Below are 19,333 nucleotides of genomic sequence, written 5' to 3'. Positions count from 1 at the left end.
TTCTGATTACTTACGCTTTATTTTTAATCTTTGAATCTGTCCCTACATAGTCCCTAACAGCCTTCCTCCATATCAAAAAGCCATATTCCATTGTTGATAATGCCAGCCCCATCCAAGCAAATAAGCATGAACCAGGATAAACTTCCAATGGAGATGCAGGCTGAATTTCATTTTTCGGTTTCTCTTCTTTTAATTGGATCTGTTCTTTACTGGCAGTATCATGTTGATCGGTCACTTCATTTTCGGGAACAGCTGTTGTAAGAGAGTCCTGTTTTTCAATAATCCCCTCTGCCTCGTCTTCTTGGAGGCACATCGATTTCATTGCCTCTGTAATTACCTTTGCAATTTCATCCTTTGAAAAAACTTTTATAGAAATCCAACCGCGCGGGTCCACTTCATAACCATGCTTTTTAATGGTTTCTTCCGACATATACTTCCCTACTACATAACCATTTCCACTTGGATGTAATTGTGTCGCCAATACTTGACCTTTTTGATTACTTTCAGGGTAGACATAGCTTACTCTACCATTACTAATTTTCTTTTCCTTCAATTTAAATGATTGAAAAATAGCCTTTTTCTCCTCGAAAGATAACACACGCATGACTCCCTTCAAAAGTTAATCCATACAAATATATCTAAATGTGAAAAACAGCAGATAATACAAAACAGATGCATATAAATTTTCCAATCTTAACATTATTATACCAGATTAACCTATAACTGGATGAATCCAGAGAATATTGTTCCTTCAACTTTCATTAAATTACCTTCTACGGAGAACGCTATCATTATTACTACTTATAATTATATTTGACTGTTTACTATTGTTTTTGAAAGTTTTTGATTGATTTTTTTATAATAATGGAATAAAATGAAAGCAGTAAAATTAATGAAAGCGTTTTAGAGGTGAGATCAATGTTAGAGCCAGAACGCCATCAAATGATTATAGATGCATTAAAGACAAAGAACACCGTTAAGCTGCAAGAGCTTGTGGAATTAACTAATTCATCAGAATCAACGATACGCCGCGACTTAACATTTTTAGAACAAATGAAGTTTCTTAAGAGAGTTCATGGGGGTGCTGCGAGGCTTCAAGGTAAACTTCAAGAACCAAGTATGACGGAGAAATCATCCAAAAACCTTCAATCTAAACGTCAAATTGCCGAATATGCGGCAAGTTTAGTGGAAGAAGATGAATGTATCTATTTAGATGCAGGATCGACTGTTTTTGAAATGATTCCCTATCTTCCACCAAATATAGTGGTGGTCACCAACGGACTTACCCATGCAAGTGAGCTGCTTGAGAAAAATATTAAAACCTTTTTAATCGGCGGATATGCCAAACCAACTACCAAAGCCCTTATCGGCCGAGGAGCTTTAGAAAGTCTGGAACACTATCGTTTTGATAAATGCTTTATGGGCGTAAATGGAATTCATCCCCAATTTGGCTACACAACACCTGATCAAGAAGAAGCGATGATTAAACAGCTAGCCATCTCATTAGCTCGCGAAGCATTCGTTGTCGCAGATGATTCCAAGTTCTCAGAGATTGCTTTCGCTAAAATTGCTGACCTTCACAAGGCAGTCATCATAACAAATGAAATTGACCTAGATACAAAGGAACAATTTTTCAGTAAGACAAAAGTAAAGGTGGTCACATCATGATTTATACATTAACGCTCAATCCATCACTCGATTACATTGTCGAATTAGAGCAAGTCACGGTTGGTGCTTTAAACCGTACAAAAAACGAGACGAAATTGCCAGGCGGTAAAGGGATTAACGTCTCTCAAGTACTAAAGAGACTAGACGTTGACAGCAACGCCCTTGGTTTTATCGGTGGTTTTACCGGTCATTATATTGAGCAGTATTTACATGCTCTAGAAATAAAAACGGACTTCGTCAAAGTTAAAGACGATTCAAGAATAAACGTAAAGCTTAAAGCGAATACAGAAACAGAGGTAAATGCAAAAGGCCCAACGATTACAAGGGAAGACTTTGACGCCTTGAAACAAAAGATTCAGGAGCTGACAAACGAAGATACCCTTATCCTGGCAGGAAGTATTCCTTCATCCATGCCGGCAAGTACGTATGAAGAATTAGTAAACATATGCAATGAAAATGGAACAAACTTTGTTGTAGATGCGGAGGGCGATTTATTAAAGAAAGTCCTTCCTTTAAAGCCTTTTCTGATTAAGCCTAATCATCATGAGCTTGGCGATTTATTCAATACAGAAATTACTACCTGTGAACAAGTCATCCCATTTGGAAAAAAACTTGTGGAGGACGGCGTTCAAAATGTCATTGTCTCCCTGGCCGACAAAGGAGCAGTTTTCATTAATAAGGACATCGCCCTGATTGCCTCAGTCCCAAAAGGCGAAGTAAAAAGCTCTGTTGGTGCAGGAGATTCCATGGTAGCAGCGTTTATGGCAACCTATCAAAAAACGAACTCGTTCGAAGAAGCTTTTCATTTTAGTGTGGCAGCTGGTAGTGCTACTGCCTTTTCAATCGGTTTATGTACACGAGAAAATATAAAAGGTTTACTGCCTCAAGTGAAAATAGAAAAGAGACATTTAAGAGGAGAATCCCTATGAGAATAACTGAACTATTAACCAAAGAGACTATTAATCTTTCATTAAAAAGTAATCAAAAGTTAGATGTGGTTGAAGAATTAGTAACCGTACTAGATGCTGCAGGCAAGTTAGCTAACCGATCTGATTATAAAGAGGCCATTCTAAAAAGAGAAGAGCAAAGTACGACTGGTATTGGGGAAGGTATTGCGATCCCTCATGCCAAAACAAATGCGGTCAAACAAGCAGCGATTGCCTTTGGAAGATCAATTGACGGCGTAAACTATGAATCACTCGATGGTCAGCCTGCCCACCTGTTCTTTATGATTGCTGCCACCGAGGGAGCTAATAATACACACTTAGAAGCACTTGCACGGCTTTCAACTATTTTAATGAAGGACGAGGCACGTAAGCAGCTCCTTGAAGCGAAATCTGCAATAGAGGTATTAAACATCATAAATAGCTATGATCATGAAGAAGAAGAAGAAACCCAGTCGATGGCTGGCAAAAAGCAATTTATTGTTGCCGTAACGGCTTGTCCTACCGGTATCGCCCATACGTATATGTCTGCAGATGCACTGCGTGCAAAAGCAGCTGAAATGGGTGTTGATATTAAGGTGGAAACGAACGGGTCTGGCGGTGCTAAAAACGTTTTAACAACCGATGAAATTGCTAACGCTGTTGCTGTCATCGTTGCAGCCGATACAAAGGTTGAAATGGATCGTTTCAACGGTAAACATGTCATTGAAACTCCGGTAGCTGACGGAATTCGCAAACCCCAGCAATTAATTGAGCGGGCGTTAAAGCAGGATGCTCCTATCTATCATGGAAACAGTTCAGCAGGGAAGAATGAAAAAGAACCATCAGGCCGCGGAATTGGTTCAACGATTTATAAGCATTTAATGAACGGTGTATCGAATATGCTTCCATTCGTTGTCGGCGGCGGTATTTTAATCGCCATTAGCTTTATGTTTGGTTTTAATTCAGCTAATCCAGATGATCCAAGCTACAATGCTTTTGCTGCCGTATTAAAAGCGATTGGCGGAGATAATGCCTTTGCCTTAATGGTGCCGGTTTTAGCAGGATTTATTGCGATGAGCATTGCCGACCGTCCAGGTTTTGCTGCAGGTATGGTCGGTGGTATGTTAGCCAATAGCGGCGGGGCAGGATTCCTTGGTGGACTTGTTGCAGGTTTCTTAGCAGGTTATCTCGTTGTTGGTTTGAAAAAAGTATTAGCAGGTATGCCTTCTTCCTTAGAAGGAATTAAAACGATTCTTTTATATCCTCTTTTAGGCATTGCCTTAACTGGATTTATCATGGTCTATGTCGTTAACAAACCAGTTGGTGCGTTAAATTCAGCGATATCAGATTGGTTATCCGGTCTCGGAACAGGAAATGCGGTTTTACTTGGAATCATTTTAGGATTAATGATGTCGTTTGACATGGGGGGCCCTATTAACAAAGCAGCCTATGTGTTCGGTACAGGATTATTAGCAAATGGGGTCTATGGACCAATGGCCGCGATTATGGCTGCCGGTATGGTTCCACCATTAGCGATTGCCATTGCAACGACCTTATTTAAAAATAAGTTTTCTCAACAAGATCGTGAGGCAGGAAAAGTTAACTATATAATGGGCTTATCCTTTATTACAGAAGGTGCCATCCCATTTGCAGCAGCTGATCCGCTTCGCGTCATCCCTTCGGTTATGGCAGGGTCTGCAATTACCGGTGCGCTGACTATGCTATTTGGTATTGGACTTCGTGCCCCACACGGTGGAGTATTCGTCTTTCCACTTGTTGATGGTAACTGGTTACTTTACTTGTTAGCTGTTATTATCGGAGCATTCGTTTCAGCATTATTACTTGGATTCTTGAAAAAGCCAGTAACAGAATAGCTTATTAAAACCTCACTTCCACTAAGGAAGCGAGGTTTTTTTTGCATATAATCTTCCTTTTTCTCCTTTATTTCCCGCTCAAATACTTAATACTTTCGTCAATATACGGTTCTTTTGTTCCTTCTAACAAAATATTTATCAATGGTTTTCTCTGCCTTAGGAAACTACATAACTTACCGTAGTTTAGCAAACCATGCCCAACCGGCACTTGTCTTATAGAATTGTCCTCAATGATAAAATCTTTGGCATGGAAGATAACCATTCTGTCTCCCAACAATTCAAATGCCTCTTCAAAGATTTCTTCCTGATTCTGATAGTTATCAATCGTCAACAGATTAAACGGATCAAAAATAACTTGGAGATTAGGTGAATCAATCCGATCTAAAAGGCGTTTCATGGTTTTGACAGAGTAGATTGGATGGTTTACTCCTGCTTCTATTCCTACAATAACACCAAACTTTTCTGCCTCTTTCACAAGTTCCGAGACACTTTCAACTACTTCCATAAAAGGCTGTTCTTTAAAGTTATCTTTTGTGTAGACAATTTCAGCATTGACGTTTCCAGTTTCTGTCCCAACAATACTGCAGCCAAAATCTCTTGCGAATCGTAAATGCTCCTTAAAACGGTCGATCCCTTTTCTTCTCTCGATTGGGTCAGGATGGATCATATTAAAATAACAGCCCAACACAGCAATTTGAATTCCTTTAGCAGAAAAGGCATTTCCAATATGGCGAGCAAGACCAGGAGATAGACTCCCTAAACCTGGATAAAGTTCCGGCAAAGACTTGCTTAAAGCAAGCTGAACACTAGTTAATCCTTTTTCGGCAACATCATTTACCAGTTCTTCTAACGAATTTGTTTCAATATCGTGGGCTCGAATTCCTAAATTCATATACATACACCTCTTTCACTCTAAAAAGAAGCCGCACCAAAAAAATCTGGTACGGCTTTTTATTTTTCAACCTGAAAGATTACCTGGCAAGCCAGCCGCCATCTACAGCTAATACATGTCCGTTCATATAGTTAGAGGCCTCACTTGCTAAGAATACGACCACTCCCATCAAGTCTGCAGGACTAGCCCAGCGTCCGGCCGGTATCCGGGATAGAATTTCTGCATTCCTTTTTTCGTCAGCACGAATCGGTGCCGTATTATCGGTCGCAATATATCCAGGTGCGATCGCATTGATTTGAACATTATACTCAGCCAATTCATTGGCAAACGCCTTGGTAAGACCAGCTACCGCATGTTTGCTCGCCGTATAAGGGGGAACAAATTTACCCCCTTGGAAGGAAAGCATGGAAGCAATATTGATGATCTTTCCTGACTTTTGCTCGACCATTACCTTGGCTGCCTCCTGGCTGAGGAGGTACAAAGAATTTAGATTGATTTCCATGACATCGTCCCAATCCTCCTCTTTGTATTCCAACAGCGGTGCCCTGCGAATCGTTCCCGCATTATTGACTAGAATATCAATTCTCCCAAATTCCTTAAGACATTCCGATACCACTTGTTTTACTTTTGTCCTGTCACTTAAATCTGCTTGAAAAAATACTGCTCGTTGACCGGTTTCTTCAATCAGTTCCTTTGTTTCCTGACAGTCCCCGCTCCGTGCAACAATAAAAAGATCTGCCCCTGCCTTGGCCAGTGCGGCAGCGTACGCTTGCCCAAGACCTTTGTTACCTCCAGTCACGATTGCAACTTTTCCTTTAAGGCTGAAAAAATCTAGTGAAAAGCCTTTAAGCTCATTAGACATTCTAATAACCTCCAATTTTTGATTTCTCTTAAAAGCTAAGGGTTATTTCAAATCTTCCATTTTTACAAAATCCATGTCCGTATAAGTGATGTTCTCTCCGCACATTCCCCAAATGAACGTATAGTTGCTTGTCGCTGTTCCTGTATGTATAGACCAGCTTGGAGAAATGACCGCCTGCTCGTTTTTTAGGATTAAATGCCTTGTTTCCTCTGGTTTACCCATAAAGTGAAAGACACGTGTTTCCGGTTCCATGTCAAAGTATAGGTATACTTCCATACGGCGTTCATGTGTATGACACGGCATCGTATTCCAAACACTGCCTGGGGATAGCATAGTCAACCCCATTTGAAGCTGGCAGCTTTCACATACATTTGGATGCACATATTGATAAATTTTGCGCTCGTTTAAAGTTCCAGGCTCACCAGTTTCAAGGGGCACGATTTCGTTAATATCTATTTTAACGGTAGGATACGTATGATGTGCCGGGGTCGAGTTAATATAGAATTTAGCAGGCTGGCTTGCATCTTTCGAACGGAATAGGACTTCTCTTGTTCCTTTCCCTACATATAGTCCGTCCCGAGCCTTCATATCATATTCTTCTCCATCAAGGATGACAGAACCATCCCCGCCAATGTTAATAATTCCAAGCTCACGGCGTTCAAGGAAATACTCGACACCCAATTCTTTATCTAGTTTAATCGTTAATTCATTTTCAGCTGGTGTTACCCCTCCGAAAATCATGCGGTCGTTGTGGGTATAAGTTAAGTGGACCTGTCCTGATTCAAAAAGGGTTTCTACTAAAAATTCTCTTCTTAACTCGTCAGTTGTATATTTTTTCATATCTTCCGGATGAATCGCGTAACGTGTTTCCATTTTTCACTTCTCCTTTTTTTTCAATTATTATCGAACTATTTTTCCAGGAACACTCTCGGTAAATTGAAATACCTCTTCTTTAGTAAAGGCATTACAATCACCGTGAATCGTATGTTTCAGTGCCGATGCAGCTGTAGCAAATGAAACGGTCTGCTGCGGATGAAATTCTTCAAGAATACCTGTTAAGATACCTGCTGCAAAAGCATCTCCGCCGCCCACCCGGTCGATAATTGGGGCAATAGTATGGACTTTAGATTGATAGAGTTGGCCTTGTGCGAACAGATTTCCTTGCAGCATGTTGTTGGATGCAGAAATGACTGTTCGAAATGTAGAACTGATATACTGGATATTCGGATACATTTCAGTCATCTGAGAATAATATTGTAATAACCTTTCAGTCTCTGAAAGGGAAGGGTCCGCTTTAGCGAATCCTAATAAATAAATGGCATCGAGTTCCCCAAAAGAACAAATATCAATATAAGGAAGCAATGGAGAAATGGCTCTCCCAGCTTCTTCCTGGCTCCAAAGCTTAGACCGGTAATTAAAATCAAAACTCGTTTTGACACCAAATTCCTTAGCCTTTTTTACAGCTAGCGTAACGGTATCCTGAAGTTGGGGAGACAGCGCCAAGGTAATCCCCGAAACATGGAATAAGGAAGCATTCTGAAAAACTTCTTCCCAATTTACTTCATTTGCTTCCAGCATCGAGAAACTGGAATATTTTCGATCATACGTAACTTGTGCGCTTCTCTCCCCCACTCCGGCCTCGAGATAATAGGTGCCTAGTCGATCTCCGCCCTTTAGCAGGTAGTCTGTTCGAACACCATGGGTTCTTAAATGCCCGTTAACAGCCTGGCCTAAAGCGTTATCCGGAACTTTGCTGACAAAGAAGGCATCAAATCCAAATTGAGACAAGGAAACGGCCACATTGGCTTCCGCTCCTCCATAATTCACAGTCAACTGACCGGCTTGGGACAGCCGTTCTCCTTCGACAGTTGAAAACCTGAGGATAATCTCTCCAAGCGTAACAACCTTTTTCATCATAAACCCTCTCTTGCTTCCTGTACTTTTTTAACATATTGACTTGCATATTCGGTGATTTTTTCATATTCTCCGGTTTTTGCCGGGGCAACGAGGTTTCCTCCTACTCCTATTGCCACACAGCCATTTTGAATCCACTGGTCAGCATTCTCCAGACTCACACCGCCCGTTGGCATAATATTGACTTGCGGAAGCGGCGCCTTAACCGCTTTGATAAAATCCGGTCCGAATGCGTTACCCGGGAATAATTTAACAATATCTGCCCCATATTCCAGCGCCGTTTTCATCTCCGTAATCGTCATGCAGCCGGGCATGTATGGGATCTGATATAAATTGCAGAGCTTGGCTGTCTCTTTATCAAAGCTAGGACTTACAATAAACCGGGCTCCGGCTAAAATGGCAATTCTTGCTGTAGCAGCATCAAGTACCGTGCCTGCACCGATTACGACTTCATCATTGAAATGGGAGACCAGTTCTTTGATAACCGTTTCTACCTCACTAATCGTAAAAGTCACTTCAATCCCAATAATCCCGCCCTTTACACAAGCCTCAGATATTTGAATCGCTTCTTCTTTCGAATCTGCTCTGACAACCGCTACTACACCGCAATTGGTAAGCTTGGTGATAATTCCAAGTTTTTTCATGATTGCCCCCTTAAAAGGTCTTTATTTTTTACAAGAATGCAAGTTTCATAGAGGAGAATTATAATGTCACGCCGCTCTTAAAAATGGAGATTTCACGAAAGTCATTCTTTTCGTTGTTTACCATTTCACCGCTCGCTACCTTGATGACATACTCAATAAAATCCTTTAGAACTTCGTCAGACGAGATATGATCTTCTAATAAAGTCCCGGCATTAAAATCGATCCAGTGAGGTTTTGTTTCATAAATTGGTGTATTGGTCGAAACCTTTACTGTCGGTACAAAGGTTCCAAATGGTGTTCCCCTTCCTGTTGTAAACAAAACGATATGGCAGCCTGCAGCAGCAAGTGCTGTGGAAGCAATCAAGTCATTTCCAGGAGCGCTCAGTAGGTTGAGTCCCTTCATTTTCAAGACCTCCCCATACTTAAGGACATCCACAACTGTTGAGGTGCCCGCTTTCTGCGTACAGCCAAGGGATTTATCTTCTAGTGTTGTGATTCCGCCTGCCTTATTTCCGGGCGATGGGTTTTCATAAACCGGCTGATTATGCTGCAGAAAATAGGCTTTAAAGTCATTGATTAAATCAACCACTTTATGGAACACCTCTTCGTTGGCCGATCGTTCCATTAAAATCTTTTCTGCACCAAACATTTCTGGTACTTCAGTCAGAACTGTTGTCCCGCCTTGGGCAATGAGGTAGTCAGAAAATCTGCCAAGAAGCGGATTTGCCGTGATCCCTGAGAACCCATCCGAACCCCCGCATTTCAATCCTACTTTTAACTCTGACAGCGGAATATCCTCCCGTTTATCCTGTTTTGCCTCTTCATAGAGCTCCATGACTAACTTAAAGCCCTCTTCAATTTCATCGGATACCGCTTGTGAAATCAGGAATTTCACTCTATTTTCATTGATAGTACCAAGTGCCTTTTTAAATTCAGGCAGTTCATTGTTTTCACAGCCAAGGCCTAGAACAAGAACCCCGCCTGCATTCGGATGATTGACTGCATTTACTAAAATCTGTTTCGTATTCTCATGGTCGTCGCCTAGTTGTGAACATCCGTAACTATGCTTTAAGACAAGAACATTATCAAACGGGCTATGATCGCCCACATATTTTTCAAAACGTTTAATGATTTTTTCAGCAATTCCATTCACACATCCAACCGTCGGGACAATCCAAAGTTCATTTCGAATCCCAACAGACCCATTTTCACGTCGATAGCCTTTAAAGATCCGTGGTTCTGCTTGATAAGGATTAGTGGTTAGAACTGGCTGGTACTGGTATTCTTCTGTACCAGACAAGTTTGTTTTCGCATTATGGGTATGGACCAGTTCGCCAGGGGCAATCTTTGTTAAGGCATGACCTATTGGGTACCCATATTTAATGATATCTTCATTCTCCTGAATCTCTTTAATGGCGACCTTATGTCCCCGGTAGATTACTTCTTTTAATTGAACGGTTCCACCGTCAATATCCAGTAATACGTCCTTGTTTAAATCCTTTAACGCCAGAATGACATTATCGTTTTCATGAATTTTAAGGTAATCCCTCATCTTCCCTTCCCTCCTTATGGCTGAATTGAAGTTTTCATTATTTCTTTTAGCGCATCCCTTACTCCCAGCTGTTCAATATTACTGAGGTGTTTCGTTACCGTACCGGTCAAACCGGTAATTGTATGAAGGTCCAGTCCCCAAAGCTCTTTTTCACTTAATACTCTTTCAACTAGCTCATTTAACTTTATTTTCTCGTTTTCATACATCTCCCAACTAGATTGAAAGAATTGCAGTGTTTCAGGGCGTTCCTGCAAACTGATTTTCTCTTCTCCCAATTTTCCTCTGTAAAGGAAAATCAAACAGCTCAATGCAAAAACCATTTTGATTGGAAGAGAGTTCCTCTTTTTCACGTAGTCAAAAAGCGAAGGCAAATTCCTTGTGACAAACTTAGAAATAGAATTTAAGGCCATACTCGTTAAATAATGCTTAATATATGGATTCGCAAACCGGGCTAGGACTTCCTCTGCGTACAACCCGAGTTCCACAGCATCCCCTTCCAGGGCAGGAATAATTTCTTCGGTTATCAGATCTCTAATAAATAAGCCGATTTCTTTGTCACATACGGCTTCTTCCACCATTTCTAAGCCGGATAAAAGAGCAACCGGCGTCATCGCTGTGTGGGCGCCGTTTAGAATCCTGACTTTACGCGTGCGGAATGGCGTTAAATCGTTGACCACCATCGTATTGAGACCCGTACCTTCTATTGGAAGCTCCTGCTTGATAAATTCTGGTCCTTCAATTACCCATAGATGATACTGCTCTCCCACTACCATTAATTCATCAAGATAGCCAAGTTCCGTTGTTTTTTGATGAAAGGTGTCGGAAGGAAATCCTGGGACAATTCGGTCCACCAGACTCGAACAAAACGTGTTGGCCTGCTCGAGCCAATCAATAAATTCACTGCCAAGGCTCCAGTTTTGGGCATATGTTAGGACCATCTTCTTTAGGACCGGCCCGTTATTTTCGATTAGTTCACAGGGAATAATAATACAGCCACGCTGCATGTCTCCGGAAAAAGCCTGGAATCTATGATATAAGAAGGCTGTTAATTTTCCTGGAAAACTCCGCTGCGGCCGGTCCTCCCATTTATCTTCAGGGTCATAAGCAATCCCAGCCTCTGTTGTATTGCTGATAATAAAACGGAGCTCCTCCTTTGCCGCCAGCTCTATATAGTCCTGATAATCGGTATAAAGGTTAATCCCACGGCTGATTGAATCAATCACAATATGTTCGTTAACAGGACGATTATCTTTCATCCCCTGTAAATAAAGGGTAAATAATCCGTCCTGACCGTTAAGTCTCTCGATTTTCTCAGATCCTCTGGGCTGAACAACAACGACACTGCCATTGAAGCCAGCTTTTTGATTCAGGACTTGAATCTGCCAGTCAACAAAGCCTCTTAAAAAATTCCCTTCTCCAAACTGAAGAATCTTCTCAGGGTAGGAACGGCATTCCTGATAATTTTTTCGATTTAACTTCTGCATCGTCCACTCTCCTCATTTTATGCACACGTGAACATTTATAGTGATCCCCCTCTTGAAAGGGATTCTATCTTACCTTTTTGACTGAATCTCTGATAATCAGTTCGGTTTTTAAGAGAATTTTTTCAGGGTTCTGCTCACCGTCCATAATCAGCGAGAGCATTTTCTCGGCACCTAGAATGCTAATTTGCTCTAAAGGACGTTTTACGGTTGTGAGTCTTGGCGTGATGTATTGTGAGAAACCGATATCATCAAAACCGAATACGGAGATATCTTCAGGTACTTTTAGTCCTTTTGCAAAGATAGCATTCATGGCCCCTATCGCCATATCATCATTTGAACAAAATACCGCACTTGGCGGATTTTCCAACGACAATAATCTGTCCATCGCCTGATAACCGCTTTCCATGTCATAATTTCCCTGAACCGCATATTCACTTTTGATGGGAATGCCATGTTCAATTAACGCTTGAAGGTAACCATCTTTTCGCTTTTGAGCTGATTTAAAGCTTGGAGTACCCTCGATGATCGCGATCTCGCGATGACCGTTTTCAATCAGGTATTCGACAGCGTTGTGTACCCCCTCCGTATCATTGCTTAAAATATTGATAAGATGATCTTCTTCAATCTCTCGATTCAGGACAACTAGAGGGATGCCTTTTTGCAATACATGATAGATAAAAGAGTTATCACGAACACTTTGGCTCATCAGGATAATCCCATCAAACCGTTGGGGGTTAATGCTTGAAAAGTCTTGATAGTCATCAATTCCGCGAATGAAAAGATTATAATCCTGGGTAATGATGCTATTCACACCCTTAATGCTATCAGCAAGGAAACTCGCTGAGGTACCATGATTGATGCTGGTTAAAAACAATCCAATCGTATAGGATTTCTGCATGACTAGACTTTTGGCATTAAAATTTGGTGTATAGTTCAGCTGAGAGGCAAGCTCAAGGATTTTCCTTTTAGTTGGCTCCTTAATTAACGGGCTGTTGTTCAGTGCCCTTGATACCGTTGTATGTGATACATTGGCTAATTTAGCAATATCCTTTATCGTAACCATCTCTGAATCCATCCTTTTTCAACATCCAACCATTTCCTTTACTGCTGCCTTTTTAGCTTAACCATCTTTAGATTAGGCTTTCGGCTGGTTCTGTAATTTTAAAATTAAAGTATTCTTTAGCATTACCATAACAGATGCCTTGGACAATTTTGGATAGAAGGTCAATATCATATGGGAATTCACCATTCTCGACCCATTCTCCAATCAGGTTGCATACCAGTCTGCGGAAATATTCGTGTCTTGTGTAAGATAAAAAGCTTCTCGAGTCTGTAAGCATACCAATGAACCTGCTGAAGAGGCCTACGCTCGATAATGCCTTCATCTGCTCAAGCATGCCTTCTTTCGTATCATTAAACCACCACGCTGTGCCAAACTGGATTTTCCCAGGGGTATTTCCGTCTTGAAAACTATTGATAATGCTGCCAATCACAATGTTATCAGTTGGATTTAATGAATAAAGAATGGTTTTTGGAAGCTTACCCTCTTGTTCTAAGGAATCAAGAATCCTTACCAATGGTTTGGCAATTTGATCATCATTAATGGAATCATATCCAGTGTCAGGACCAAACTGCTGAAACATTCTCGAATTGTTATTGCGATGGGCATTCATATGGAATTGCATCGCCCAGCCCAAATCAGCATACAGCTTGCCAAGGAAGATTAGAGTATAAGTCTTAAATTTCTTTTCCTCTTCCAATGAAACGGCGCTGCCCGATAACCTATGGGCAAAAATTTGAGTTACTTCTTCAAAGGATGCCTCCTCATAGACCATGGAATCTAATGCATGATCAGAAACAGTGCCTCCTGCATCATGAAAGAACTGCACCCGAGCTTCCAATGCTGCAAGATAATCTTCAAACGTGTTAATTTCTACGCTAGAAGCCGCCGCCAGTTTTTTCACCCATTCAAGGAAACCTTCACGATTGATTTCTAGTCCTTTATCAGGTCTGAATCCTGGTACCACACTAACAGGGAAATCCTTCTCTTCTTTTAACAACGCATGGTACTCCAAACTGTCAACCGGATCATCTGTTGTACAGATGACACGCACATTCGATTTCATGATTAGCTCTCGGACAGAAAAGCTCTCGCTATTTAGTAAGGTGTTCACCTTATCCCAAATTTCCGGTGCACTCTTTTCGTTCAATACATCATAGATGCCAAAAAACCGCTGCAGCTCTAAATGTGTCCAGTTATACAACGGGTTGCCAATGGTCATGGGAACCGTTTTGGCCCAGGCTAGAAACTTCTCATAGTCACTGGCGCTGCCAGTTATATATTCCTCGGGTATGCCATTCGCTCTCATCGCCCGCCATTTATAATGATCACCATAAAGCCAGGCTTCTGTTATATTTTTAAATCTCTTATTTTCATAGATTTCTTGAGGGCTTAAGTGGCAATGATAATCAATAATTGGCATTTCCTTTGCAACATTATGATATAATGTGACGGCGGTTTCATTTTTAAGCAAAAAATTAGGACCCATAAACTTCTCCACTTCCGTACACCTTCCTGTCTATAGTTTTGTTAACGTTAACATTTTTCTGTAAATTCAGTCTAACAAATAAATACATATATGTAAACTGTAAATGTTAACGTTAACATTTTTATTAAAAAATTTAGATCGGTTTTTGTTCCGCCGGTTGTAAGACTTTTTGTTTGCGTGATACCACATGGTACACAGCGATAAGGCCGACCAATTCACCTGCTGAGGCGGCAATTGCCCCTGCCCTCCCGTTTAAATAAGGACTCCAATACACTAATGGAATAATGACAAGTACTACAGCTATCATATTCATAATCTGCGGTTTTAATAGTGATTTTGTACTTTTTTGCAGCATTAAAAGACCGCCGAAGTAATCCACCCACGGGAAAACCAAGGTTTTAATAATAAAAAACTTTAATACCTTTAGACTTTCTGCCGCTAATCCCATGTCCGCCCCTAACACGGTTCTCATAAACCACGGGCCGGCAGCTGTAAAGCTGAGAATCGCCAGAAAAACAGAGGGAACAATACTGAAAACCATTACGCATTTCAAAACAGTTTTTTTGTTATTTTCATAAAATTGAAGAACGATTTGATGAGTGTACATAAAAAAACTTAGGATTAGATTGGTAATGCTAAATGCCAATGCGAAAGAAGCAATCCCTAAATGAACATTATGAATTTTGCCTAGAAACGCGTAAATAATCGGGATTAAAATGGTCTGAAATGACAAATAAAATACTAAAGGAAAATAAAAAGCAGAAATGTCTTTTTGTTTCAAAGTGGTTTCCGCTTCCTTTTTGTTTTCTTTCACAATCGAATGCCCGCGCCAGACACTAACCAAGCATTCGATTCCCATTCCAGTTAAAAAGATAATCGCACCTGCTGTACTCGTATTTGCATGATGGAATATGATTAAATAAGCGGCGACAGCAAACATGCCTGCTAACCGAATCACAACCCCGATGGTTAACCATTTTGTTTCCAGCTTATTAATAATCATTCCCTGATATAGGCAGCGAAGACCGGAAAAAAGAATGACTCCTGACAGAACAAGAAAGGTTAACTTCAAGGAAAACATCGAATCAGCGTCTGCATTAAAACCATACTGAAACACGAAATCCCCAAGCCGAGTAAGACCTATTAATGCACAAAGAACGGTAATAATAAGGGAAACCTTGATAAAGAAGGCCGCTATTTTGTTGAAGGAGGCTTTCCCTTTTGCTAAGGCAGAGCTCGTTTGTCGAAAAACTAAGACCGGACGCTCAAGGATTCCAAACAATGAGAAGGCAACCGCGTAATTGGCGATAATGACTTCAGCATGGTTCGCTCGGCTCAATGTTCCATTAATGATGATATGGGAAATCGATGTTAGACTCGCAGAGACAGCCAATGGAATAAAAAAGAGTAGGATTTTGATAAAACTGGAATCCTTAACCGGCTTTGGCAATTATGATTCCCCCTATCCATTCATCTCCGTTTTTTTACATGGTCATTAATCATTATTTCGTAAAACGAAATATTAGACCTTATTTTAGCTTTTTAAATTTGGCAGGAGAATAACCTGTGTATTTTTTAAAACTGCTGCTGAAATATTGAGGATTAGAATAGCCAATCCTTTCAGCGACCTCATAGGTCTTCAAATCGGTTTGCTGAAAAAGCTCCATCGCCTTTTTCATTCTTGTTTCAAGGAGAAAATCTCCAAAGTTAAAACCCTTCTCTACTTTAAAGAGATTGCTAAGATAAGCGGAGCTGACATGAACTTCCTCTGCCACGGTTTGGAGGCTTAGATTGGCCACATGGTAATTGTCACGAATAAAGTCAATCGCCTTATCGACAAGGGTGTGCTTTTGATTCCCATTTAGTCGTTTGACAAACTCAGCTAAATCAACAGCAATGATTTTGATTTCAAAAAAAATTTCATCGATGGTCTGCAATTTTACGATTCTGCTTTCGACATGATCAAACCTTGTTTCATCCCAGTTTTTCGCTATTTTAGATGATTCATAAAATAGTAAACTAATGACTCTAACCGCAAATAAGACAATTTCCTGCAAGGATATGCTTTTATTTGTGAGCAGATCATGTTTTATTTTTTCTAACAGCTCCGTCACTTGTTCCGGAAGCCCGAGGGTAATATATCGGAATAAATCTTCTTCCACCTTTAGCTGTTCAGCAACTTCTTCACGGTTTGAGGATTCAATTTCTTCAATAGTAAAAGCTTGATTAATCCCCACTAAATGACGGAAACCCATAGCTTTTACTGCCTCCCGATAGGAGCGGCAAACATCTGCCCGTTCATGATAGATTCTCCCGCTAGTAATCGTAATCGTTGTTTGAAACTCTTTTTCCACAGTTGAAAGTAATTTTCGTTTTAACTTAGAAATGGCACACGGAAGAATTTCTGAACCAAATAGCAAGACAGCAAAATGATCAGCTTCAGCATTTAGGACGCAGCCTTCCAGATTAAACTGATTTAAGAGGTCTGTGCAATGCTTTATCATATTTATCTTTATAGTATCCTCGGTTGTCTCGGGGTAAACATCGGTCTGATCCATTTTAATGTATAGGGCATTTATCACTGTCCCTTTAGGATCCACCCCTAACTTCTTCAACTCTTTAGCTATTTCTTCATTCGTCCAGTCATTAAGGCTTAGCCTTTTAAGAAACTGCTGCTGGAGAAAATATTGACTCTCGTGAATATGATGTTCATTCTGCAGCTCAAGCTCTAATTCTAACGATGCTTGTTTCAGTTTTTCAATTAATTCACTGGTCTCGACTGGTTTAAGCAAATAATCATAGGCTTTTAATTTAATAGCCTCATGGGCATATTTAAAATCCTCATAACCCGTTAACAAGATGACTTTGGTCTTAGGGTTATGTTCTTTGATCGCCTTCGTCATTTCCAGTCCATCCATAAAGGGCATTTGAATATCTGAAATAACGATATGAGGATCATTTTCTTTAATAATTTCCAATCCTTGTTCACCATCGGCACCTACACCAACCAATTCAAATCCATGTTCCTCCCAAGGGATCACGCTTGATAATCCTTTGCGGATAATTCGATCGTCATCCACGATTGCTACCTTATACATTCGTTACTTCCCCCCGTGTTTTTGGGATTTTTACCAAGGTCTTGGTTCCGTCTCCTGCTTCACTTTCAATCGATAATCCATAAGCTTCCCCATAATGAAGTTTGATTCTTTCATTTACACTTCTAAGACCAATGCCAATCGTTGGGGAACTGCTCCTTTTGCTTTGCAGCTCTTCTTTAATGGTTATTAATTTTTCACGATCAATACCGGAGCCATTGTCAATGACTTCGAGGTATACTGTATTGTTTACTTCATAGCCCTTAATTATAATTTTCCCCTTGCCCCTCTTTTGCTTTACCCCGTGATAGATGGCATTTTCAATTAGTGGCTGTAAGGTGAGTTTAACAATTTTGCAGGTTAATAAATGTTCATCTACATCAATTTCATAGGAAAAATCATCTCCATATCTCATTTCTTGAATAATTAGATAATTTTGGATATGGGCGATTTCTTCTTCTATACTGATTATTTCTTTTCCCCTGCTGATGCTGATCCGGAAAAAATTCGACAGGGCTGTAATCATGCTGCTAGCTTCTTTATTCATTCCCATATCGGATAAGCCCTTTATCGAATAAAGAGTATTATAGAGAAAATGAGGATTGATTTGCGCATGCATGATCGAAAATTCAAGCTGCCTTTTTTCATCTTGTTCCATCCTTATTTGCTCCAAAAGTGTGTGAATCCTAACAAGCAGATCATCCAACGCTGTTTTCAGAATGCCAATTTCTCTGGGACCATTGTGAGAGAAGGTAAGATTTAAATTATTCTCATTAAGCTGCTTCGTTTGAGAGACCAGCGCAGAAACCGGGTTGGTAATGTATTTAGCCAAAAAGTTAGCAATGAGAATAGCAATCCCTGTTAAGATAAGACTCACAAGAGCGGTGACAATTTTGATATAATTAGCCTTCTTTAAAATTTCATCCGTTGGAAAAACAGCCGCTACCTTCCACTTATTCACACCTATGGTATCGTAGATAATTGTCATGTTCTTTCCAACTGTGTTTTGAAACTCATATCTCCCGCTTTCATCCTCTAATGACTGCAAATAACTTAATTCCTTGGTATTTAAACGGTATTTCTCGTCCACTGGTTTTGAGTTAAACGCGCCATCTTTACTGACAAGGGTAAGATAGCCATGTTCCCCAATCAATGATTTATTTAAAACGTTTTCAAAAAAACTTTTCCGTAAATTAAACAGCAATATCCCATTTGCCTTGGATTTGTCGGTGCCGACCAACTTAAAGACACTGACCACTTCTGATTGGCTGGCAAAAATATCATCCACATGTTCATTATGCCAATAGAATCCTTGTTTGCTGCCGCGAAACTGTGATGCATATTCCTGATAAGGGAATTGATTGAAATTCTTTCGGAAATCACTGCGATACAAAGAGAATTTCCCATTATGCATATCAACCAAAATAGATTCGATAATGGTGTTGTAATTTAAATGGATTACTTTCAATGAATTGCTGATTTCAATATAATCATCAGGAGCCACTTCAGAAGACCCTGATGAAATCAGTTCCAATGTCTTGGGGTCATTCGAGAAGGTAACCAGCTGTTCAAATACATCGTAAAGCCTGTTTTCTAAATAGGACCTTGTCTGAAATACCGTATCATCAACATTCTTATAGGCATTTTCCTCCAGCTGGGTCACTGCCAGCTGATAGGATATCCAGCCCGTAAATGCGATAAAGAAAATCATAACCGGTAGAAATAACGAAATAATCGTCGATCGTAAAGAAAATAGAAAATATCTTTTAATAAAGAAAACTAGTTTTTTTCTCATGAGCACATTAGGAAGCGTTTACAAATCTAGAACTTCCTCTCCATTCCTTCTCTACTATCATCTTTATATTAAAAATAC

General features: G+C 40.2%; 16 protein-coding genes. 3 read left to right on the top strand and 13 right to left on the bottom strand.

What is annotated here, in order from left to right; translation table 11 throughout:
• Window positions 1-10: 10 nt before the first annotated feature.
• The gene (locus tag AC4E8C_RS04205; RefSeq protein ID WP_490210506.1) at window positions 11-598 is read right to left on the bottom strand and encodes a hypothetical protein; all 588 of its coding nucleotides are present in this window, start codon (window positions 596-598) and stop codon (window positions 11-13) included.
• 320 nt (window positions 599-918) lie between these two features.
• On the opposite strand from AC4E8C_RS04205, the gene AC4E8C_RS04200 reads away from it, so the two are divergent.
• Genes AC4E8C_RS04200 through AC4E8C_RS04190 form a run of 3 tightly spaced genes read left to right on the top strand, consistent with a single transcriptional unit; the run spans window position 919 to window position 4,468 of the window.
• On the top strand, window positions 919-1,668 hold the full coding sequence (locus AC4E8C_RS04200) for a DeoR/GlpR family DNA-binding transcription regulator (RefSeq protein WP_490210505.1): 750 nt from the start codon (window positions 919-921) through the stop codon (window positions 1,666-1,668).
• A complete protein-coding gene (gene pfkB / locus AC4E8C_RS04195) occupies window positions 1,665-2,597 on the top strand; it encodes a 1-phosphofructokinase (protein WP_490210503.1) in 933 nt (310 codons plus the stop codon). The genes AC4E8C_RS04200 and pfkB overlap by 4 nt, the downstream gene beginning before the upstream one ends.
• The gene (locus tag AC4E8C_RS04190; RefSeq protein ID WP_490210501.1) at window positions 2,594-4,468 is read left to right on the top strand and encodes a PTS fructose transporter subunit IIABC; all 1,875 of its coding nucleotides are present in this window, start codon (window positions 2,594-2,596) and stop codon (window positions 4,466-4,468) included. The genes pfkB and AC4E8C_RS04190 overlap by 4 nt, the downstream gene beginning before the upstream one ends.
• Window positions 4,469-4,535: 67 nt before the next feature.
• On the opposite strand, the gene AC4E8C_RS04185 is transcribed toward AC4E8C_RS04190, so the two are convergent.
• From AC4E8C_RS04185 to AC4E8C_RS04130, 12 genes are all read right to left on the bottom strand, one after another.
• Window positions 4,536-5,366, bottom strand: a complete 831-nt coding sequence (locus tag AC4E8C_RS04185) for a sugar phosphate isomerase/epimerase family protein (protein ID WP_490210499.1) — start codon at window positions 5,364-5,366, stop codon at window positions 4,536-4,538.
• A gap of 73 nt (window positions 5,367-5,439) precedes the next feature.
• A complete protein-coding gene (kduD, locus tag AC4E8C_RS04180; protein ID WP_490210497.1) occupies window positions 5,440-6,222 on the bottom strand; it encodes a 2-dehydro-3-deoxy-D-gluconate 5-dehydrogenase KduD in 783 nt (260 codons plus the stop codon).
• Between the two features lie 42 nt (window positions 6,223-6,264).
• The gene (gene kduI, locus AC4E8C_RS04175) at window positions 6,265-7,095 is read right to left on the bottom strand and encodes a 5-dehydro-4-deoxy-D-glucuronate isomerase (protein WP_490210495.1); all 831 of its coding nucleotides are present in this window, start codon (window positions 7,093-7,095) and stop codon (window positions 6,265-6,267) included.
• Window positions 7,096-7,122: 27 nt separating this feature from the next.
• Window positions 7,123-8,139: a PfkB family carbohydrate kinase gene (locus AC4E8C_RS04170; RefSeq protein ID WP_490210494.1), complete on the bottom strand. Its 1,017-nt coding sequence runs from the start codon at window positions 8,137-8,139 to the stop codon at window positions 7,123-7,125.
• A complete protein-coding gene (locus tag AC4E8C_RS04165) occupies window positions 8,136-8,780 on the bottom strand; it encodes a bifunctional 4-hydroxy-2-oxoglutarate aldolase/2-dehydro-3-deoxy-phosphogluconate aldolase (RefSeq protein ID WP_490210493.1) in 645 nt (214 codons plus the stop codon). The genes AC4E8C_RS04170 and AC4E8C_RS04165 overlap by 4 nt, the downstream gene beginning before the upstream one ends.
• Before the next feature lie 58 nt (window positions 8,781-8,838).
• Entirely contained in the window at window positions 8,839-10,332 is a 1,494-nt protein-coding gene (locus tag AC4E8C_RS04160) for a UxaA family hydrolase (RefSeq protein ID WP_490210492.1), read from the bottom strand.
• A 14-nt stretch (window positions 10,333-10,346) separates the two neighbouring features.
• Complete coding sequence (locus AC4E8C_RS04155; protein ID WP_490210491.1) at window positions 10,347-11,816, bottom strand: tagaturonate reductase; 1,470 nt, start codon at window positions 11,814-11,816, stop codon at window positions 10,347-10,349.
• 64 nt (window positions 11,817-11,880) lie between these two features.
• Window positions 11,881-12,879: a LacI family DNA-binding transcriptional regulator gene (locus AC4E8C_RS04150; protein ID WP_490210489.1), complete on the bottom strand. Its 999-nt coding sequence runs from the start codon at window positions 12,877-12,879 to the stop codon at window positions 11,881-11,883.
• Window positions 12,880-12,946: 67 nt separating this feature from the next.
• A complete protein-coding gene (uxaC, locus tag AC4E8C_RS04145; protein ID WP_490212465.1) occupies window positions 12,947-14,365 on the bottom strand; it encodes a glucuronate isomerase in 1,419 nt (472 codons plus the stop codon).
• Between the two features lie 133 nt (window positions 14,366-14,498).
• Window positions 14,499-15,815 carry a multi antimicrobial extrusion protein MatE gene (locus AC4E8C_RS04140; protein ID WP_490210487.1) on the bottom strand — a complete coding sequence of 439 codons (1,317 nt, stop codon included), beginning with the start codon at window positions 15,813-15,815 and terminating at the stop codon, window positions 14,499-14,501.
• 79 nt (window positions 15,816-15,894) lie between these two features.
• Window positions 15,895-17,463 (bottom strand): response regulator, encoded by a 1,569-nt coding sequence (locus tag AC4E8C_RS04135; protein WP_490210486.1) that lies wholly within the window; start codon window positions 17,461-17,463, stop codon window positions 15,895-15,897.
• Window positions 17,456-19,255: a sensor histidine kinase gene (locus AC4E8C_RS04130; protein WP_490210485.1), complete on the bottom strand. Its 1,800-nt coding sequence runs from the start codon at window positions 19,253-19,255 to the stop codon at window positions 17,456-17,458. The genes AC4E8C_RS04135 and AC4E8C_RS04130 overlap by 8 nt, the downstream gene beginning before the upstream one ends.
• Window positions 19,256-19,333: the final 78 nt, after the last annotated feature.

It is taken from the genome of Neobacillus sp. SRL179 (genome assembly GCF_984799095.1).
Note: the sequence above shows the minus strand (reverse complement) of the source record. Positions and strands in the feature narration are given on the sequence as shown.